We start from the raw sequence: 17,026 nt of genomic DNA on the forward strand, positions 1-17,026 counted from the left end.
ATTGAGAATGGAGAATTGAGAATGGAGAATTGAGAATGATTTTCCCCGTAAATAAACATAATTAACCATCAGATTTGTTTTGTATCGATATTATTATATTATCCGCAAAAATTTTTTAACAAAAAACTCAAAAAAATGAAACCAGCCCTTATTAGTCGTATTATACCAGATTCGATCGCCTCCGAAATGGGTTTTGAAGCGGGAGATTCGATCGTAACTATAAATGGATTACAACCGAGAGATTTAATTGACTATCAGTTTTTTTGTGCTGATGAATATTTAGAATTAGAAGTAATTGATAAAAGGGGAAAAAGTCATTTTTTAGAGATAGAAAAAGACTATGACGAAGACTTAGGTTTAGAGTTTGAAACTGCACTTTTTGATGGTTTAATTCAGTGTAATAATAAATGTCCTTTTTGTTTTATTGATCAACAACCGACAGGCAAAAGAGATACACTTTATCTCAAAGATGATGATTATAGACTCAGTTTTCTCTATGGTAGTTATTTAACTTTAACAAATTTAACCGCAAAAGAATGGTCAAGAATTGAACAAATGCGGTTATCTCCTTTATATGTTTCTGTTCATGCTACGGAAGCCGATATTAGAAGTCGTTTACTCAAAAATCATCGTGCAGGAGAAATCAAACAACAATTAGCATGGTTTCAAGAAAAACGTTTACAAATTCATGCTCAAGTGGTAGTTTGCCCTAATATTAATGATGGAAAACACCTTGAAACTACCTTGTTAGATTTATTCTCCTTTCATCAAGGCGACATTCCTGCGGTTATTAGTGCTGCGATCGTACCTGTAGGGTTGACGAAATTTAGACCCGACAAAGATGAATTAATCCCCGTAACCACAGAAAAAGCAAGGGAAGTAATTAAACAAGTACAGGAATTGCAAGTACAATTTAAACAGAAATGTGGCTCAACTTTTGCATGGTTAGCGGATGAATGGTTTTTGATAGGTAAGGAAGAATTACCCCCAGAATCTCACTACGAAGACTATCCGCAAATTGGTAACGGTGTTGGCTCAATTCGTCAATTTATCAAAGAATTTCAGAGTATTGCTCAAGAAAAATTACCCTCCCAAATATCTACTCCCAAACAATTTACATGGATTGTGGGTAATGCGGTAGAAACTGCTTTTCAACCTCTGATTAATCGCTTAAATCAAGTGGATAATTTACAAGTGGATTTAGTGGCTTTAAATAGTTTATATTGGGGACAAGAAATCACTGTTACTGGTTTATTAACGGGGGAAGATTTATTACACCATTTAGCAGATAAAAACTTCCCTAAAAATGTCTTACTACCATCGGTAATGTTAAAGCATGATGAGCAAAAATTTTTAGATGATTTAACAGTGGAAGAAGTAGCAAAAAAATTGGATATTAATATTATCCCTGTCAAAGATATTAACCATTTGCTCGATCGAATTATTGAGTAATTTTTTACAGTTAATAAAATCATTATTAGACATTTCCAAACATTAATAAAATAAGGGTTAAAACCCTTACTACGAACTTATAAAAATTTTTTCTGAATAATTTTATTAATAATTTTAGAGTGTCCAATCTGTCAATTCTAATCCCTCAATTTTACCAAAATGCTTTTGATTATGAGTAACTAACATTAAATTGTTCGCTATAGCAACTCCTGCAATCAATAAATCAATATCATCAACAGGAGTGCCTTTTTTTCTCAAGTTAGCATAAATTTTAGATGAGATACTTATAGATTTTATGTTTAAAAGAATAATATTATTTTGGGAAGAAAATGTCAAAAATTTGTCAATTTGTTTATAAGCATCTCGATGTTTTAAACCGCTTAATATTTCATAATAAGTGATTAAACTAAAGTTAAGTTTTTGATATTCTTGTAAATATAAATTAAAATTTTTAACTACCTGCGGATGATTGCGAAAAAAAAGAGAAAGAATATCGGTATCAAGTAAACAGGGTTTCATCAGAAAATCTCCTTGAATTTTGACGACGTTGTTTTATTTCCTCGGAAAAATCTTTAAATTCTTCCTCCGATAAATCCTCCCAACAACCAGCAAATTTCATAATTTCATTCATTTCTTGCTGTGGTGTAATTGTTTGTTTTTGATCATTGGTATTGTAATTATCAAGTTTGGGATTCATGACAATTACCACTTGATATGTTCCTTCTGTTATATCTTCAGGTAAGGTAAGATTTAATATATGATCTTTATTTACCGTAACTTGGGTTTGAATAGTGTGCATAATAATTTACTTAGGGGTATAATAATTTTTCTGCGGTTTGGGGTAGATGGGTAAAATATATCGTAAAAATTTTTGTGGTTAAATCATTATTAATTACTTTGCCGTAAATATCATCAGTATAATGGCTATCAACAAGATTTAATTTTAAATTATCAAGGGGATTAGGTAAAAAAGAATCGGGTATAGCAAGGGTAATTTGTGCTCCTTTTTCAATATCTTTGATAATAATTTTTTCAATATTTCCTAAAAAGTAAACTTGACTAACATCTTTTTCATTGAGTAGGCAATATCTAATTTGAATTATCTCTTTTAAGGGAATAATTTGTTCTTCTGTTTCGGGTAAAGTTAAATTAAATTTACCTTCTATACCGATTATTTTATAGATAGAAATAGGTTTTTTAACTCCTTTGGGGGAAACTTCTTTTTTTTCTGCTATTTCTACGTTCGATTTCAAAATATTTAAGGTTTTTTCGGAGATTAAAATATCCCTACCTTTAGTATAGGATTCGATGCGATAAGTTAGGTTAACTTCACTGCCCACGATACCATATTTTGTTCTTTTTTCTGAACCAATATTCCCCACAACTACCTCCCCTGTGTTGATACCAATACCCATTTTTAAGGGAGAATAACCCCATATTTTCATCTGTTTATTGACATCTTCCATTGCCAGTTGCATGGCTAATGCACAGGCGATCGATCTATCAGAGTCATCATTACGAATTACGGGAGCACCAAAGAGAACTAAAATACCATCCCCCATAAATTCATCGATCGTACCTTGATATTCTGTAATAATATTAGCCATATAACCGAGATAGTAATTAAGAATTTTAACAACTTCTTCTGGTGGTAATTGTTCACTAATGGCGGTAAATCCCCTTAAATCAGAGGTTAAAATAGTTATAGTGCGTCTTTCTCCTCCTAGCTTTACCCCTTGAGGAGTTTCGAGTAAAGTGTTAACAATTTCTTGACTCAAATAACGCCCAAAAGTTTGTCTAATTTTCTCGGCATTGCGCGCGGTATAAATCGTTATGCCTCCTGCGGATGCGACTAAACCGACAAAAGGGGGAATTACCGGTATCCACCAGCTATTTAAAAAAGCTACATAGGTAGAAGTTAATAAGACGATTTGGGCGATAACAAATATGATAATACCAAGAAGAAATTTATCCGCTTTTCTGAATTGCCAAATAATCACTGAACCGATCATTGTCCATGTTATAATCCAGAGGTTTTCTTGAGTTTGCGACCATGTTTTGATTAAAGGTCGATCGTCGGTTACACTACTAATAATTTGACTGATGATATTAGCATGAATTTCGACTCCGGACATTCGTTGATCTGGAGTGTTAGTATAGGGAGTTAAATGGACATCTTGGAAACTCTCCCCGACAAATCCTATCAAAATAATTTTGTCTTTTCCCCAGTCTGAAGGCACTCGATCGTTTAAAATATCAAAAAGGCTTACGGTTTCAAAATGGTTAACGTTGCCTCGATAGTTGAGCAAAATTTGATAACCACCTTTGTCAGCATTACGATAACCCCCATCATTTTTTTCAAAGGGGATAAATACGGTATCTTTTAATTGCCATAACTTATCTTCTGTTACCTCTAGGGTAATGTTTTGTTTTTCAAGGTAGAGTAAGGCTAAATACATCCCCAAACTAAAGGCTTTTCGATCGGGTAAAGCCAGTATAGCACGGCGAACTTTATTATCTCGATCGAGCATAACATCATTAAAGCCGATTTGTTTCTTTACCTTAAGAATGGGATTAGGCTTAACTCGATATTCTCTGTTGTTACCTATCATCTTTTCAATACCGATGATATTTTTATTTTCCGCAAAAAGTTTATTTAGTTCATCAGTACCCGGGGGCATAGGTACATCTCGATAAACGTCTAAACCGATGGCAACAGGTTGAAAATTGAGCAGTTTTTTAAGTAAATTAGCGTAAATTTCATCGGAGATTAAAGCAGTGCCTATTCTTTCAACGTCTTCTTCTCCTATACCCACGATAACGATTCTATTATCTTGAGGTTGGTTCGATCGTGAAACGGCGCTGTGCGATCGAATTTTGACTAAAAAATCCCATGCGAATAATTCAAAGGGTTGAAATAACCCCAGATAGCGACTAAAAATAATCAAAAAAGATATAAAAGGAGTCGCAATCCATACCCCTCGCCATTGCCACCAAAAAGACTTCATCGCAAATTTACTCAGCTTAATTAAATTATATCCAGCTCGATCGAACATAAATTTTAACATTCCCCTGTTCAATGGTTTAACTGTCTTCATATTTTGAGAAAATCGAAGTGAACGATCGAGCAAAAATCAGTAAAATAATGGATAACAGAAATTAAAATATTAGATATAAAGATGAAAATTGCCAATAACATCACAGAATTAGTCGGAAAAACCCCCTTAGTCAAACTTAACCGTATTCCTCAAAGTGAAGGATGTGTAGCGGAAATTATCGTCAAATTAGAAGGGATGAATCCTGCGGCTTCTGTAAAAGATCGTATTGGAGTTAATATGATTAATGCGGCAGAAAAAGAGGGATTAATCGAGGCAGGAAAAACGATTTTAGTTGAGCCGACATCTGGTAATACAGGAATTGCCTTAGCCATGGCGGCAGCAGCGAAGGGTTATAAATTAATTTTAACCATGCCTGAAACCATGAGTTTAGAAAGACGGGCAATGTTGAGCGCCTATGGGGCAAAATTAGAGTTAACCCCCGGTAGTGAAGGCATGAAAGGTTGTATCCAAAAAGCCCAAGAAATCGCTGATACTATCCCAAATGCTTATATGTTGCAACAATTTCAAAATCCCGCTAATCCTCAAATTCATCATCAAACTACAGCAGAAGAAATTTGGGAAGATACCGAAGGGAAAATAGATTTTTTGGTGTCAGGAGTCGGTACAGGTGGTACAATTACTGGTATTGCAGAACTCATAAAAGAGCGTAAACCTTCTTTTCGTGCCGTTGCCATTGAGCCAAGTAACAGCTCTGTACTATCAGGTGGAAAGCCCGGCGCCCACAAAATACAAGGTATTGGGGCAGGATTTATACCTGAAGTATTACGCACCGAGTTGATAGACGAAATTATCACCGTTACTGATGAGGAAGCGATTAACTATGGTAGAAGATTAGCACGGGAAGAAGGACTTTTATCAGGTATTTCCACTGGTGCGGCGTTGGCTGGAGCGATAAAATTGGCTCAAAGAAAAGAAAACGAAGGTAAACTTATTGTCATGATTCAGCCTAGTTTTGGAGAACGTTATTTGAGTACAGTGTTATTTCAAGATTTAGTTTAAGATGAATTATTACGAAATTTTACAGGTAAAAACTAACGCTAGTTCGATCGAAATTAAACAGGCTTATCGAAAATTAGTCAAGAAATTTCATCCCGACAGCCAACACGAAAACGCTAATCATGATCATATTATCACTTTAAATGCAGCCTATGAGGTGCTTAGTGATGCAAAAAATCGTTATATTTATGATCAAAAACTCAAAGAAAAATTCAATAATTCCGTTAACCATAGACACAATAATAGTCATCATGCTACTAGCTATTATCAATATAATAGACAACAGCAAAAACAAGATGAATTTTCGCAATTTCGTTGGTTAAAAGAAGTTTATTTGCCCGTATTTAATCTGATTAATAAAATTATTTATCCACTGGAAACCGAGATAGAAGAATTATCAGCAGATTTATTTGACGATCGATTGATGCTAGAATTTACTAATTATTTGGATAGCTGTCATTTTAGATTAGAAAAAGCGAAAAATATTTTAACCTCTCAACCAAATCCTAGTATTTATGCAGGAATTGCAGCTAATCTTTACTATGGATTAAACCATATTATGGACGGTATAGAAGAATTAGAAAGATTCACTCAAACCTATGATGATTATTACTTACACACGGGGAGAGAATTATTTAATTTAGCGGAAGAAATTAGTCAAAATGCCTCAGAAATGGCACAAAAATTTAATTAACAAATTAGGCTCTTTTACTTCTCATCGTGATAAATTATGTTAAAAAAAAGGTGTCAGGTATCAGGTAGCAGGTATTAGGTTAAATTCAAACTGTCAATTTATAACAATTGCATTTTTAAAATTATCAAAACTATATATATATTAAAGTTTTAAGCGATTATTTTCTAGTAATTTATCATAACTACTGTAGAAGAGCCACAAATTAAAACATCTTAGAGAATAGGTAATAGGAATGTACAATAAGGAATTAAGATGATAAGTAATTATTAATTGTTAATTGTTAATTACCCTTATCCTTTATGATTAAATACGGCAAATATTAACAAATATTTAAACTTGATATTATAAACTATGAAAATTTTAATTACTGGTGGTGCAGGTTATATCGGCTCTGTGTTAACTCCTGTCTTATTAAGTAAAGGATACGAAGTAACTGTAGTTGATAACTTTATGTTTCATCAAAACAGTCTTGCAGAATGTTGCCAATATGATGGCTTTAACGTAGTTAGGGGAGATTGTCGAGAGGAAAGTTTAATGAAAGATTTAGTTAAAGATGCCGATGTAATAATTCCTTTGGCGGCGTTAGTTGGTGCGCCTTTATGCGGTAGAGACAAGATAGCCACAGAAACCACCAATCGAGACGCTATTCAAATGTTATGCCGTTTAGCTAGTAAAGAGCAAAGATTTTTAGTGCCGATTACCAATAGCGGTTACGGTATCGGAGAAAAAGGTAAATTTTGTACCGAAGAAAGCCCATTACGCCCCATTTCCGCCTATGGTGTGACTAAAGTAGAAGCTGAAAAAGCCATTTTAGAAAGAGAAAATAGTATTAGTTTCCGCTTGGCTACGGTTTTCGGGATGTCTCCTCGCATGAGAGTTGATTTATTAGTCAACGATTTTGTATATCGTGCCGTGACCGATCGAACTGTGGTAGTATTTGAAGGACACTTTAAGCGCAATTATATCCATATTCGAGACGTGGTAAAAGTGTTTTTACACGGTTTAGACAACTTTGAGAGTATGAAGGGAAAACCCTATAACGTAGGCTTGGAAGATGCTAACCTGTCAAAATTAGAGCTATGTGCCGAAATTCAGAAACAGATACCCAATTTCTATTATATTGAAGCACCTATTGGTGAAGACCCTGATAAAAGAGATTATATTGTTTCTAATGCCCGAATTTTAAGTACTGGTTTTACCCCAGATTGGACATTAGCCAGAGGTATCAAAGAGTTAATCAAGGGTTATACTATTTTACGCAATACCATTTACTCTAACGTTTAAACTAAAACAAAGAAAATAAAGTGTTACTATTGAGTAGTAAAAATTTTAACTACTTTTTAGTAATCTTATGACTGCGAAAAAAATGTCTATCTCCATTTCTGCTGATTTAGCAGTATTTATGGAGAATTATAAAAAGAGTAAAGATTGTAAATCTATTTCACAAATAGTAGAAGAAGCATTAATTTTACTTCGAGAAAAAGAATTAGAAAATGCCTACACAGAAGCTAACAGAGAAATAGATGATTCATGGGATGTATTAGCCGGAGATGGATTAAGTGATGAAACGTGGTGATATTTTCTATGCTAATCTTAATCCGACTATTGGTTCAGAAATTGCCAAAATTCGCCCTGTTTTAATCGTTAGTAATGACATCAATAATCGCATGGCTTCCACTGTTACGGTATTGCCTATAACTTCTAATACCATTAAAGTTTATCCTTTTGAGGTGTTTATCTCTAAAAATGAGTCGGGTTTACCCAAAGACTCAAAAATTCAAGCCCAACAAATTAGGACAATTTCTAAACAAAGATTGAAGGACGATCGAATTTTTACTCTTAATCAAAATATAATGACTATAGTTGACATGGCAATTAAGTTGCATTTAGGGTTGAATCCTTAAGGGTTAAATTTATTAAACATTTACTTCCAGTAGCAAATATATCATAGGTTAACATATTGAAACTAATTGTTGTTCTTTCCCAATAATAGGATTTAAGTTAATTCTCAAAATCTCTCCCCTTTGAATTTTTATCAAATTAATTCTTCTCCCACTGATTCACTATTCATAAATTCTTTCACATCATCAGGATAAGTAAAATCCGATGGAATACTCTCTAATAATTCATCAAGAGTCAAAGATTCTTTCTTTTTTTTGATAATTAAACTATCATTTTCTTGAATTAATTCAACTACTGACTGTGTATCTAAATTTAAACTTTTCGCTAAAGTATGAGGAATAAGCAAACCAAGACTATTTCCCCACTTTTTTAATTCAATTTCCATAATTTTTTGATTGAAATTATACATTGTATAATAACACTAACTAAATAAACCATGACACAAAGGAATCTCTATTTTGTCTTCCCCGAAATGAATATCAATAGCGGAGGGCATATCGCTCAAATGAAGTTTATGTCGATCGCGCAGGAGCATTTTCAAGGTATATGCGATGTACAACCCGTCACCTATCGGAAGAAAGAAGGGAATATTCTGTACTTAGATGAGGTAATTAAAGATATTAGTGCGGCTAACAATATTTATGTTATTCATTGGGGTCCTGATATTCCACTACTTTTAACAAAACTTAACAAATTTAATGTAGTTTACTTTGCTCACAGTACTGGATATAAATTTAAAATACCGTCAAAAGTGCCAATAATTAACGTTAGTAAGCATTCTCAAGCCTATTGGGGCAGATTTGCACCAAATAACCTTATTTTTTATCTTCCGAATGAGATTTCCGACAAATATCAATGTCAATCATCAGAGAGATCGATCGATGTATTAGTACAGAAACGCAAATCTTCCAAATATCTAATTGAAGAACTTGTACCAGCGTTAAATCCTCACTGCAATTTGACCTTAATTGATTACTGGGTGGAGGATTTAGCCACTATTTTTAATCAAACAAAAGTCTATCTTTATGACTCCACAGAATATTGGGTACAAGCGAGAGCTAGTGAAGGTTTTGGGTTGCCTCCTTTAGAAGCAATGGCTTGTGGATGTACAATTTTTTCTAGTATAAATGATGCTTTATCGGATTATTTAGACCCAAGTTTTAACTGTCATAAATTGCGAGTTTATTCTAAGGAATATGATGTGCAAAGAATTTTATCTGCTGTAGAAAATTGGCAACCAAATTCAATTAATCTTGACATTGTAAATAATTATCGTTTACCTTTAATAAAAGAACGTTTTGATCATATATTGAAAGAAATCAATCTCTTTTTTGATCATCAACAATCCTATCCTGCTAATATTCCTTCTATTATTAAACATAAGCCTTTTTCTTTAGAGAAAGTGATTAAAAAAATTAAGTCTTTTTTCTAAACTTGTTCGTAGTTTGGGCTTTAGCCCTAATAAAAAAATAAGTAAAAAAAACTAAAGTCATTACTACAAACTGTTAATTATATTATGATAAATTGTTACATTAAAAACTCGATCGCTGTCATTTTAGCAGGGGGATTTGGTACGAGAGTTAAGCATCTTTTACCCAATATTCCTAAGCCCATGGCAAAAGTAGCGAATAAACCTTTTATCGAGTGGATTATTAACTATTTACAACAACAAAATATAGATAAATTTATCCTTTCTACGGGATATTTAGGGGAAGTGATAGAAGAATATTTTAAGCAGGAATTTTTTGCAAAAATTAATATAAATTGTTATCAAGAAAATGAACCATTAGGCACAGCAGGAGGCTTTATTAATACAGTAAATTTGTCTAATCAAATACCTGATTCGTGGTTAGTCACTAATGGTGATTCTCTCATCTTTACGGACTTAAATCCAATGTTTAATTATTTGAAAAATGATGACGTAGAAGGGGTTATGTTAGGGTTATCTTTACCCGATGCTTCTCGTTATGGTTCGTTAAAATATGATGATGATTATAATTTAATTACTTTTGCGGAAAAACAGCAGGGAAAAGGGGTTATTAATGCAGGAGTTTATATTTTTAAACATTCTGTGATTAACAAATTTCCTGATAAAAAACCTTTAAGTTTTGAATATGATGTTTTTCCGGAGTTACTCCAAAAAGGATGTAAAATTAAAGTACATATAACGGAAGCTCCTTTTTTAGATATTGGTACTCCTAAAACTTTGATTCAAGCGGAAAAATTTATCAAAAATAATTGGACTTTCACTCCGTAAAACAGGCATCTTGCCTGTCTTTTAATCAATGTCTATTAGACATCTCTATTAATTACTAAAACAAGGGCTGAAGCCCTAACTACGAACAAATTAAAAATTTTTATTGAAACTTTAATTGGTATTTTAAAAAATAATGATTGACTTAAATTTTATTAACAATTCTGTGGCTTTAATCGATCGAACTCATCATGGTTTACTTAGTATAACAGGAGACGATCGACTGCGTTTTTTACATAATCAAAGTACTAACAATATTCAAGGTTTAAAAGTAGGGGAAGGTTGTGATACTGTTTTAGTTAATTCTACGGGCAGAAATATAGATTTAGTTAGTGCTTATGTTCAAGAAAATCAGGTATTATTATTAGTATCTCCTCATCAAAATAAACCTTTATATGATTGGCTCGATCGATATATTTTTCCTTTTGATAAAGTAGCGATAAAAGACGTTACTAATGACTATAGAATTTTTACACTAATCGGAGAAAAAAGTCAAGATTTATTATCAGAATGGGTTGATAATGAGTTTTTAAATAGTTCAGAATTTAGCCATAAAATAATTACGATCGAGGATATAGAATTAATTATTACGGTGGGTTGTAATTTAAAATTAACTGGTTATAACCTGATTATTCCCCAAGAAAAAGCCCATCAAATCTGGGATAAATTAACCGCAAAAAATCCTATTTTATTAAATAATGAAGATTATGAAAATCTGCAAATTTTACGAGGAAAACCTAGAGTTAATCATGAATTAACCGATGAATTTAATCCCCTTGAAAGTGGTTTATGGGATGCCATTTCTTTTAATAAAGGTTGCTATATTGGGCAAGAAACTATCGCTCGTTTAAATACTTATAAAGGTGTAAAACAAAAACTTTGGGGTATTAAATTAAAGGGTTCGATCGATCCTGAAAAAGATAAAATAATTATGGTAGAAGGAGAAAAAGTTGGGAAAATTACCAGTTACTTAGAAACAGAATTAGAAAATTTTGCCTTGGGCTATATCCGCACAAAAGCTGGAGATATAGGCTTAAAAGTTACCATAGGAGAAGTAGAAGGAGAGGTAATTAATATACCTTTTATTAATCATGAATATTATGAGCCTAAATCTTAAAATAATTCTTGATTTAATCAAATCCATTATATTTTATCAATAATACCTCAGTTCGATGTAAGAATATCGGAGAAGGGCAGGTTTTAGGCATCAGGTAGCAGGTTTCAGCTTTTTTTTCCGAACATTAAATATTTAATTTCCCGAATTGAACATCATAAAATCAATTTAGATATTTTTTTTATAAATTCTTTAACCTAATACCTGACACCCTTTCCGCAACCTTTACACCACCTAAAATTTTATAGTTCACTCAGGTAATAATAATTATGAGGCTTAAAATATCTAATATACAAAAATATCTTGAAGATGTCAATAAAGAAATAGATCAAGAAAATTACTTTTCTGTAGAAGGAATTAACTATCTTGATGCTTTAAATAATTTTCATCAAGTGTTAAAACCAACAACTTATATAGAAATAGGTATTAACTATGGAAATTCTTTGAGATTAGCAAAGGTAAAAATTATCATAAGTATTTCCACTGATATAAAGAGTTGATATTACTATCATCAGAAAAAATTTAAGATTTTTTTAATATTTTCTCGTCAATGTTTCCAATTTTTTGTTACATTGAATTTAATAATTCGTAATAGTTGAGCAAAATATGCTATTAACAACAAACAAAACTGCCTTCTTATCGGAGATCGATCGATCGCAGGATACAGTAAAATTAAGATCAATATGGGAGAAAGTAGATACTTTTAGTTGTCCGAATCATTATAACTTTCATTTACACACCAATTGTTCCGATGGACAATTAACACCAGAAGCATTAGTCGAACAAGCATTATCTATAGGTTTGAAAGGATTTACCATTACAGATCATCATAGCGTTAATGGTTTCGATCGAGCCAAAAATTATCTCACAAAATTATCTCATCGTTATCATAATTTACCCCATCTTTGGACAGGTATTGAAATTACCTCCGAATTAAATGGTACGAATGTTCATATTTTAGGTTATGGATTTAATCCTGAGGCTAGAAGTTTACAAAAGTACTTGAGAGGAGATGCACCCCAAGGAAAAGATGCAGAAGCAAAAAGAGTTATAAATAGTCTTCATGAGGCTGGAGGATTGGTGGTGTTGGCACATCCTGCCCGTTACCGCCGTAGTGCAAAAGAATTGATACCCGAAGCCTTTGATTTAGGTATTGATGGAGTAGAAACTTATTATGCCTATGGTAATCCAAACCCTTGGCAACCCAGTGAAAAACAAACTGCAACGGTGAAAAGTCTTGCTTATAAATATAATTTATATAAGACTTGTGGCACTGATACCCATGGTGATAATATTTTAGTACGTCTTTAATTAGGATCGATTTTACTGCGAGGAAAAATTAAATTAACGAAAGTATTAATCACTCGATCGCACTCAAAAGGTATAATATCTTTACTGCCTAAGATTTCCTGTAAGATAATAAAGTTAGCTAATGCGCCCATAAAAATTCTAACGGTGGCTTCGGTATCCTCAATGGCTAAGTCTGGAAAACGGGCTAAGTATTCGGTGATAATCTTAATACTAGGTTTCACCACATGATTAAGATGAATCCTTGCTAATTCAGGAAAACGCCCACATTCTTCACATCAATTTGCACTATGCAAAGAAAAAATCTTTATATCTACAGTGGATTAATCGCCTATATCATCGGCTTATTATTCACGGGATTATTTACTCTATCTCAAGGTTTATTCTTCTGTTTGCTTATCCTTAGTCTTTGTATAGTCGGGAGTGGCATCATTTTTTTTAAGCCTATCAGACGAGTCAAGGTTTTTAGTACTTTTTTCCTTGCCTTAATTATTATCGGTGGTTTTTTTTATTATCATTGGCGTTTTCCTGTTGCCGATACCCTCGATATTAGTAATCAAATATCAACTCTTAACTCTGGTGAAAATATAGCAGTGTCAGGGAAAGTTATTTCTAATCCTCGTCTCAATCAAAACCAAAAAGCGAGATTCGTTTTACAAGTTGAAAAATTAGTCAACATTTCTGGTAATTCTCAACCTGTCACCGGAAAAGTTTATGTAACAGCGCCTTTGTTATCGGTGAAGGGTTTATTTCCTTCCACTCAAGTTACTGTCATCGGTAAATTATATCAACCTCTCCCTCCTCTTAATCCGGGAGGTTTCGATTTCGCTAGTTATCTGGAAAGGGAAGGGATTTTTTCGGGGTTGTCTGCTAAAAGTGTGGCTTTGCAAAAAGAAGGTAATAGTTGGCAAAAATTTTTATTTTCTTTACGTCTGCGGATGATTCAAACCCATGTACGTTATTTAGATGTACCTTGGGGAAATTTGGTTTCTTCCATGGTGATTGGTAGTCGCGCGGTAGATTTGGATTTGGATTTACAAAACTCCTTCCGTCTGGCAGGATTAGCCCATACTCTGGCGGCTTCTGGTTTTCATGTTTCTTTGTTATTAGGCACTGTTTTATTTTTTTGTCAATCTCTGTCTCCCCGTCAACGCTTAATAATTGGCATGATTTCTCTGGTGATTTATGCCACTATCACGGGGTTTTATCCTTCTATCCTTCGATCGAGCTTAATGGGGGTTGCGGGATTGATTGCCATAGTCAACGATCGATCGGTGAAAAGTTGTGCTAGTCTGTTGTTAGTCGGAGTAATATTGCTATTAATCAATCCATTGTGGATTTGGGATATTGGCTTTCAACTCAGCTTTATGGCTACTCTGGGCTTAATCGTCTCTTTACCTCCCATTGTCAAAAGGTTAGATTGGTTGCCTCCTACCATAGCAAACTTAGTCGCCGTGCCACTTTCCGCTACTATTTGGACATTACCTCTGGTTTGCTATCACTTTAATCATATTCCCCCCTACGGAATTTTTACCAATATTTTGGCAACTCCCCTCGTAATTATAATTACTTTAGTAGGAATTTTTTCGGGTTTTATCGGTGTTTTTATTCCCGTTTTAGGGAGTTCGATCGCACTTTTGTTATATCCTATTGTTAGGTTGTTAATTATTTTAGTAGAAATAAGTAATAAATTGCCTTTTAGTTCTTTAGCCGTAGGTAAAATTAATATTTTAAGTATATTTTTGATTTATGGACTTATTTTATTAATTCAGTTTAATAAATGGTGTCAAAAATATTGGTTAAATTTAACTTTATTTACTGTTATTTTGCTCACAATTCCCCTCATCTATCAAAAGTTTACTCTCCAACAATTAACCATAATGACTACCAGAGATAAACCTGTCATTGTCATTCAAAATCAAGGAAAAAATGCTGTAATTAATCTCAATGATAAAAATAATGTTCGTTTTAATATCCTTGCCTTTCTGAAATCTCAAGGTATTAATAGTTTAGAATTAGTCTTAATTAATTCCGATAAAACTAATCAATTAGCTTTAACATTATTGCAACAATATATCTCGATCAAATCTGTAATTTATCCTACTAAAAAGCCTTTAAAATCTTTAGAAATAATCGAGAAAAATAATGATTATATTCACTTTAAATTGTTTGATAAAACATGGCTTTTAATAGAAAATAATAACAACAAAATTCCTTCAAATACTATCAAAAGCGATATAATTATCTCCTCAAATGTGACTAATTTAGAACAAATTATTGCCCTAAATCCACAAATACTAATCACAAATTTATTCAACATCAAACAAGAAAAATTAGATAATTTATTCGCTAATAATATAAAAGTTTTATCATGGGAAAATGGTGCTATTCAATGGCAACCAGAAAAAGGATTTATTAGTTATGGAGAAAATTAAATATTTTTTAAACAACAATATTTTGGACTACAAACATACTAAACATATCTTATGTGCTATAATAGTATTTAGCAGAAGGGAGAAAATCACCTGAGTTCGACATAAAATCATCGGTTAAGATAAGGTGTCAGGCAATCAGGTAATCAAGTAAAATAAATTGAATATTTGCTTTATATTTTTATAAGGGATATTCCTGAGTTTCTGTATGAATTAATTTAAGTTGGATATTTTTCATCAATTCATATCGGGTTAATTCTTCTTCAAAATTGTCTAACATTTCTAACAGTAAATTAAGTTGATTAATTTTTCTCCTCATTAAGTCTCGATTATGTTTGTCTTTGGATTCAAGGTTGCACAATTCGTTGTAAAGATAGTCTCTAATTTCTTTGATATTATCCATAGTTGATTTTTTCATAACTTTATATCCCATTTATTTATCCGCAAAGATTGAGGAAATTATGCGCTTTTAATACTGATAATCAGATGAAGTTTCTAATCGTCTTTGAATTTCTTGGATGTCTTCGGGGGAGTCGTCAAAACATCTTTCTTCTAACCACATTGTAATATGAATGGGCATTATTTCGCCGAAGATATAGGGAATAGAGAAATTATAGGCTTTTTGATAATCCCATGTGCCGGGGAAGGGAAATCTTTCGTCTAAAGCATAACAAATTAACCCATTTTCTTCCATTTTTACAGCATCACCAATGGCAAAGGCAGAATTAATACAGGCGTGTTCCCTGACTGTAGGTCCTCCTGATAAGTCAGCCAATTTACTTAAATATAAGAGTCGATCGCGCAGTGAGTATTTGACGTTATCATGACATAGTATAGCGACACAAGAGGCAAAGGTTTTATATTTTTGTTCATCTTCATAGGGTTTTTCGGTGATAATTTGATGGTAGGCTTTTCTATAGGTGGATTTGAGTTGTTTCCAAGTATCCATAATTTTTACTTTCTGATTTTTCTGCTATTTATATATCAGGAGAAAATTAGTAATTTATGCAGATTATTTAACGAGGTTTCATCACTTCTATAAAATTTGAGGATGTAATTTGAAGTTGATTATCGATTTTACTAACAGTATAATTTCTTTTTTCTGTTTGATATGTATTGTCTAAATAAATGTAATTATTTTCTCCAATAAATTTTATTATATAGCAATAAGGAATCATTTGTGAGAAAATACTAAAAACAATTAGTAAGAAAAATTGTGAAAGAATTAGACCAGTTTATCGAATCAAATCCAGATTCTAGAGAATTAAAAAGGGCATTAGCAGTCAGAATGACCCTTCAAGGTTATTCACATCGGGCAATCAAGAAAATTCTCCAGGTCTGTTCAGGATTTATTAGTAAATGGAAAGAACAATATATTATTCATGGCATAGAAGCACTCAAATTAGGATATAAAGGTTCGGTGGGATATTTGAGTAAAGAGGAAAAAACAGAACTGTTTCAATGGCTAAACAGTCAAGAAAGTTTGACCTTAGGGGAATTAGAATATTATATAGCCCAAAAGTACGGAGTAACTTATCAGGCAAAATCAAGCTATTATGATCTATTAGATGAAGGACAAATATCATGGAAAAAATCCCAAAAGAAAAATCCACAAAAAAATCAAGATTTAGTGGATAAAAAAAAAGAAGAAATAAAGGAATATATCGAGAAAAATAAAGAAAAAATAGAGTTGGGGAACTTAAAAATATTTTTTGTGGATGAATGTCACTTATTATGGGGTGATATTTGTGGATA

At 32.6% G+C, this 17,026-nt stretch carries 19 protein-coding genes and 1 pseudogene; 13 read left to right on the top strand and 7 right to left on the bottom strand.

What is annotated here, in order from left to right; genetic code table 11:
* Nucleotides 1-135 precede the first annotated feature (135 nt).
* A complete protein-coding gene (locus SYN6308_RS17805; RefSeq protein ID WP_017295805.1) occupies nt 136-1,452 on the top strand; it encodes a TIGR03279 family radical SAM protein in 1,317 nt (438 codons plus the stop codon).
* Between the two features lie 114 nt (nt 1,453-1,566).
* Here the strand turns inward: SYN6308_RS17805 and SYN6308_RS17810 are convergent, their stop codons facing one another.
* From SYN6308_RS17810 to SYN6308_RS17825, 3 genes are read right to left on the bottom strand one after another with little or no spacing between them, the layout of a single operon-like run.
* Nucleotides 1,567-1,971 (bottom strand): type II toxin-antitoxin system VapC family toxin, encoded by a 405-nt coding sequence (locus SYN6308_RS17810; RefSeq protein ID WP_017295806.1) that lies wholly within the window; start codon nt 1,969-1,971, stop codon nt 1,567-1,569.
* Nucleotides 1,952-2,251 carry a hypothetical protein gene (locus tag SYN6308_RS22920; protein WP_017295807.1) on the bottom strand — a complete coding sequence of 100 codons (300 nt, stop codon included), beginning with the start codon at nt 2,249-2,251 and terminating at the stop codon, nt 1,952-1,954. The genes SYN6308_RS17810 and SYN6308_RS22920 overlap by 20 nt, the downstream gene beginning before the upstream one ends.
* Nucleotides 2,252-2,261: 10 nt before the next feature.
* Entirely contained in the window at nt 2,262-4,550 is a 2,289-nt protein-coding gene (locus SYN6308_RS17825) for a CHASE2 domain-containing protein (protein ID WP_237741232.1), read from the bottom strand.
* 81 nt (nt 4,551-4,631) lie between these two features.
* Here SYN6308_RS17825 and cysK point away from each other — a divergent pair, with 81 nt between their 5' ends.
* The 5 genes from cysK (at nt 4,632) to SYN6308_RS17850 (ending at nt 8,165) form a co-directional block, all read left to right on the top strand.
* Nucleotides 4,632-5,570 (top strand): cysteine synthase A, encoded by a 939-nt coding sequence (gene cysK, locus SYN6308_RS17830; RefSeq protein ID WP_017295809.1) that lies wholly within the window; start codon nt 4,632-4,634, stop codon nt 5,568-5,570.
* Between the two features lies 1 nt (nt 5,571).
* Entirely contained in the window at nt 5,572-6,261 is a 690-nt protein-coding gene (locus tag SYN6308_RS17835; protein WP_017295810.1) for a J domain-containing protein, read from the top strand.
* Between the two features lie 351 nt (nt 6,262-6,612).
* On the top strand, nt 6,613-7,545 hold the full coding sequence (locus SYN6308_RS17840; RefSeq protein ID WP_017295811.1) for an NAD-dependent epimerase/dehydratase family protein: 933 nt from the start codon (nt 6,613-6,615) through the stop codon (nt 7,543-7,545).
* A 67-nt stretch (nt 7,546-7,612) separates the two neighbouring features.
* Nucleotides 7,613-7,837 (top strand): hypothetical protein, encoded by a 225-nt coding sequence (locus tag SYN6308_RS17845; RefSeq protein WP_017295812.1) that lies wholly within the window; start codon nt 7,613-7,615, stop codon nt 7,835-7,837.
* On the top strand, nt 7,824-8,165 hold the full coding sequence (locus SYN6308_RS17850; protein WP_017295813.1) for a type II toxin-antitoxin system PemK/MazF family toxin: 342 nt from the start codon (nt 7,824-7,826) through the stop codon (nt 8,163-8,165). The genes SYN6308_RS17845 and SYN6308_RS17850 overlap by 14 nt, the downstream gene beginning before the upstream one ends.
* A gap of 131 nt (nt 8,166-8,296) precedes the next feature.
* On the opposite strand, the gene SYN6308_RS17855 is transcribed toward SYN6308_RS17850, so the two are convergent.
* Nucleotides 8,297-8,548 (bottom strand): AbrB/MazE/SpoVT family DNA-binding domain-containing protein, encoded by a 252-nt coding sequence (locus tag SYN6308_RS17855; protein ID WP_017295814.1) that lies wholly within the window; start codon nt 8,546-8,548, stop codon nt 8,297-8,299.
* Nucleotides 8,549-8,599: 51 nt separating this feature from the next.
* On the opposite strand from SYN6308_RS17855, the gene SYN6308_RS17860 reads away from it, so the two are divergent.
* The 5 genes from SYN6308_RS17860 (at nt 8,600) to SYN6308_RS17880 (ending at nt 12,842) form a co-directional block, all read left to right on the top strand.
* Nucleotides 8,600-9,595: a glycosyltransferase gene (locus SYN6308_RS17860; RefSeq protein WP_026102149.1), complete on the top strand. Its 996-nt coding sequence runs from the start codon at nt 8,600-8,602 to the stop codon at nt 9,593-9,595.
* A gap of 84 nt (nt 9,596-9,679) precedes the next feature.
* On the top strand, nt 9,680-10,420 hold the full coding sequence (locus SYN6308_RS17865; RefSeq protein ID WP_017295816.1) for a nucleotidyltransferase family protein: 741 nt from the start codon (nt 9,680-9,682) through the stop codon (nt 10,418-10,420).
* Between the two features lie 133 nt (nt 10,421-10,553).
* Nucleotides 10,554-11,534 (top strand): CAF17-like 4Fe-4S cluster assembly/insertion protein YgfZ, encoded by a 981-nt coding sequence (gene ygfZ / locus SYN6308_RS17870; protein WP_017295817.1) that lies wholly within the window; start codon nt 10,554-10,556, stop codon nt 11,532-11,534.
* Nucleotides 11,535-11,800: 266 nt separating this feature from the next.
* Nucleotides 11,801-12,031 (top strand): hypothetical protein, encoded by a 231-nt coding sequence (locus tag SYN6308_RS17875; RefSeq protein WP_017295818.1) that lies wholly within the window; start codon nt 11,801-11,803, stop codon nt 12,029-12,031.
* Nucleotides 12,032-12,137: 106 nt separating this feature from the next.
* Nucleotides 12,138-12,842, top strand: coding sequence for a PHP domain-containing protein (locus SYN6308_RS17880; RefSeq protein ID WP_017295819.1), 705 nt, complete (start codon nt 12,138-12,140; stop codon nt 12,840-12,842).
* On the opposite strand, the pseudogene SYN6308_RS17885 reads toward SYN6308_RS17880, so the two are convergent.
* Nucleotides 12,839-13,099 (bottom strand): annotated as a pseudogene (locus SYN6308_RS17885) (TetR/AcrR family transcriptional regulator); the annotation flags it as partial. The gene SYN6308_RS17880 and the pseudogene SYN6308_RS17885 sit on opposite strands and share 4 nt — an antisense overlap.
* 30 nt (nt 13,100-13,129) lie before the next feature.
* On the opposite strand from SYN6308_RS17885, the gene SYN6308_RS22925 reads away from it, so the two are divergent.
* Nucleotides 13,130-15,274, top strand: a complete 2,145-nt coding sequence (locus SYN6308_RS22925; RefSeq protein WP_017295821.1) for a ComEC/Rec2 family competence protein — start codon at nt 13,130-13,132, stop codon at nt 15,272-15,274.
* Between the two features lie 178 nt (nt 15,275-15,452).
* On the opposite strand, the gene SYN6308_RS17895 is transcribed toward SYN6308_RS22925, so the two are convergent.
* The gene (locus SYN6308_RS17895) at nt 15,453-15,689 is read right to left on the bottom strand and encodes a hypothetical protein (RefSeq protein WP_144051466.1); all 237 of its coding nucleotides are present in this window, start codon (nt 15,687-15,689) and stop codon (nt 15,453-15,455) included.
* Between the two features lie 51 nt (nt 15,690-15,740).
* A complete protein-coding gene (locus tag SYN6308_RS17900; RefSeq protein WP_017295823.1) occupies nt 15,741-16,220 on the bottom strand; it encodes a hypothetical protein in 480 nt (159 codons plus the stop codon).
* Between the two features lie 267 nt (nt 16,221-16,487).
* On the opposite strand from SYN6308_RS17900, the gene SYN6308_RS25645 reads away from it, so the two are divergent.
* The coding region (locus tag SYN6308_RS25645) for a helix-turn-helix domain-containing protein (protein ID WP_017295825.1) at nt 16,488-17,026 on the top strand (539 nt) is incomplete at its 3' end.

Origin of the sequence: Geminocystis herdmanii PCC 6308 (assembly GCF_000332235.1) — a bacterium.
In the GTDB taxonomy this organism is placed as follows: Bacteria; Cyanobacteriota; Cyanobacteriia; order Cyanobacteriales; family Cyanobacteriaceae; genus Geminocystis; species Geminocystis herdmanii.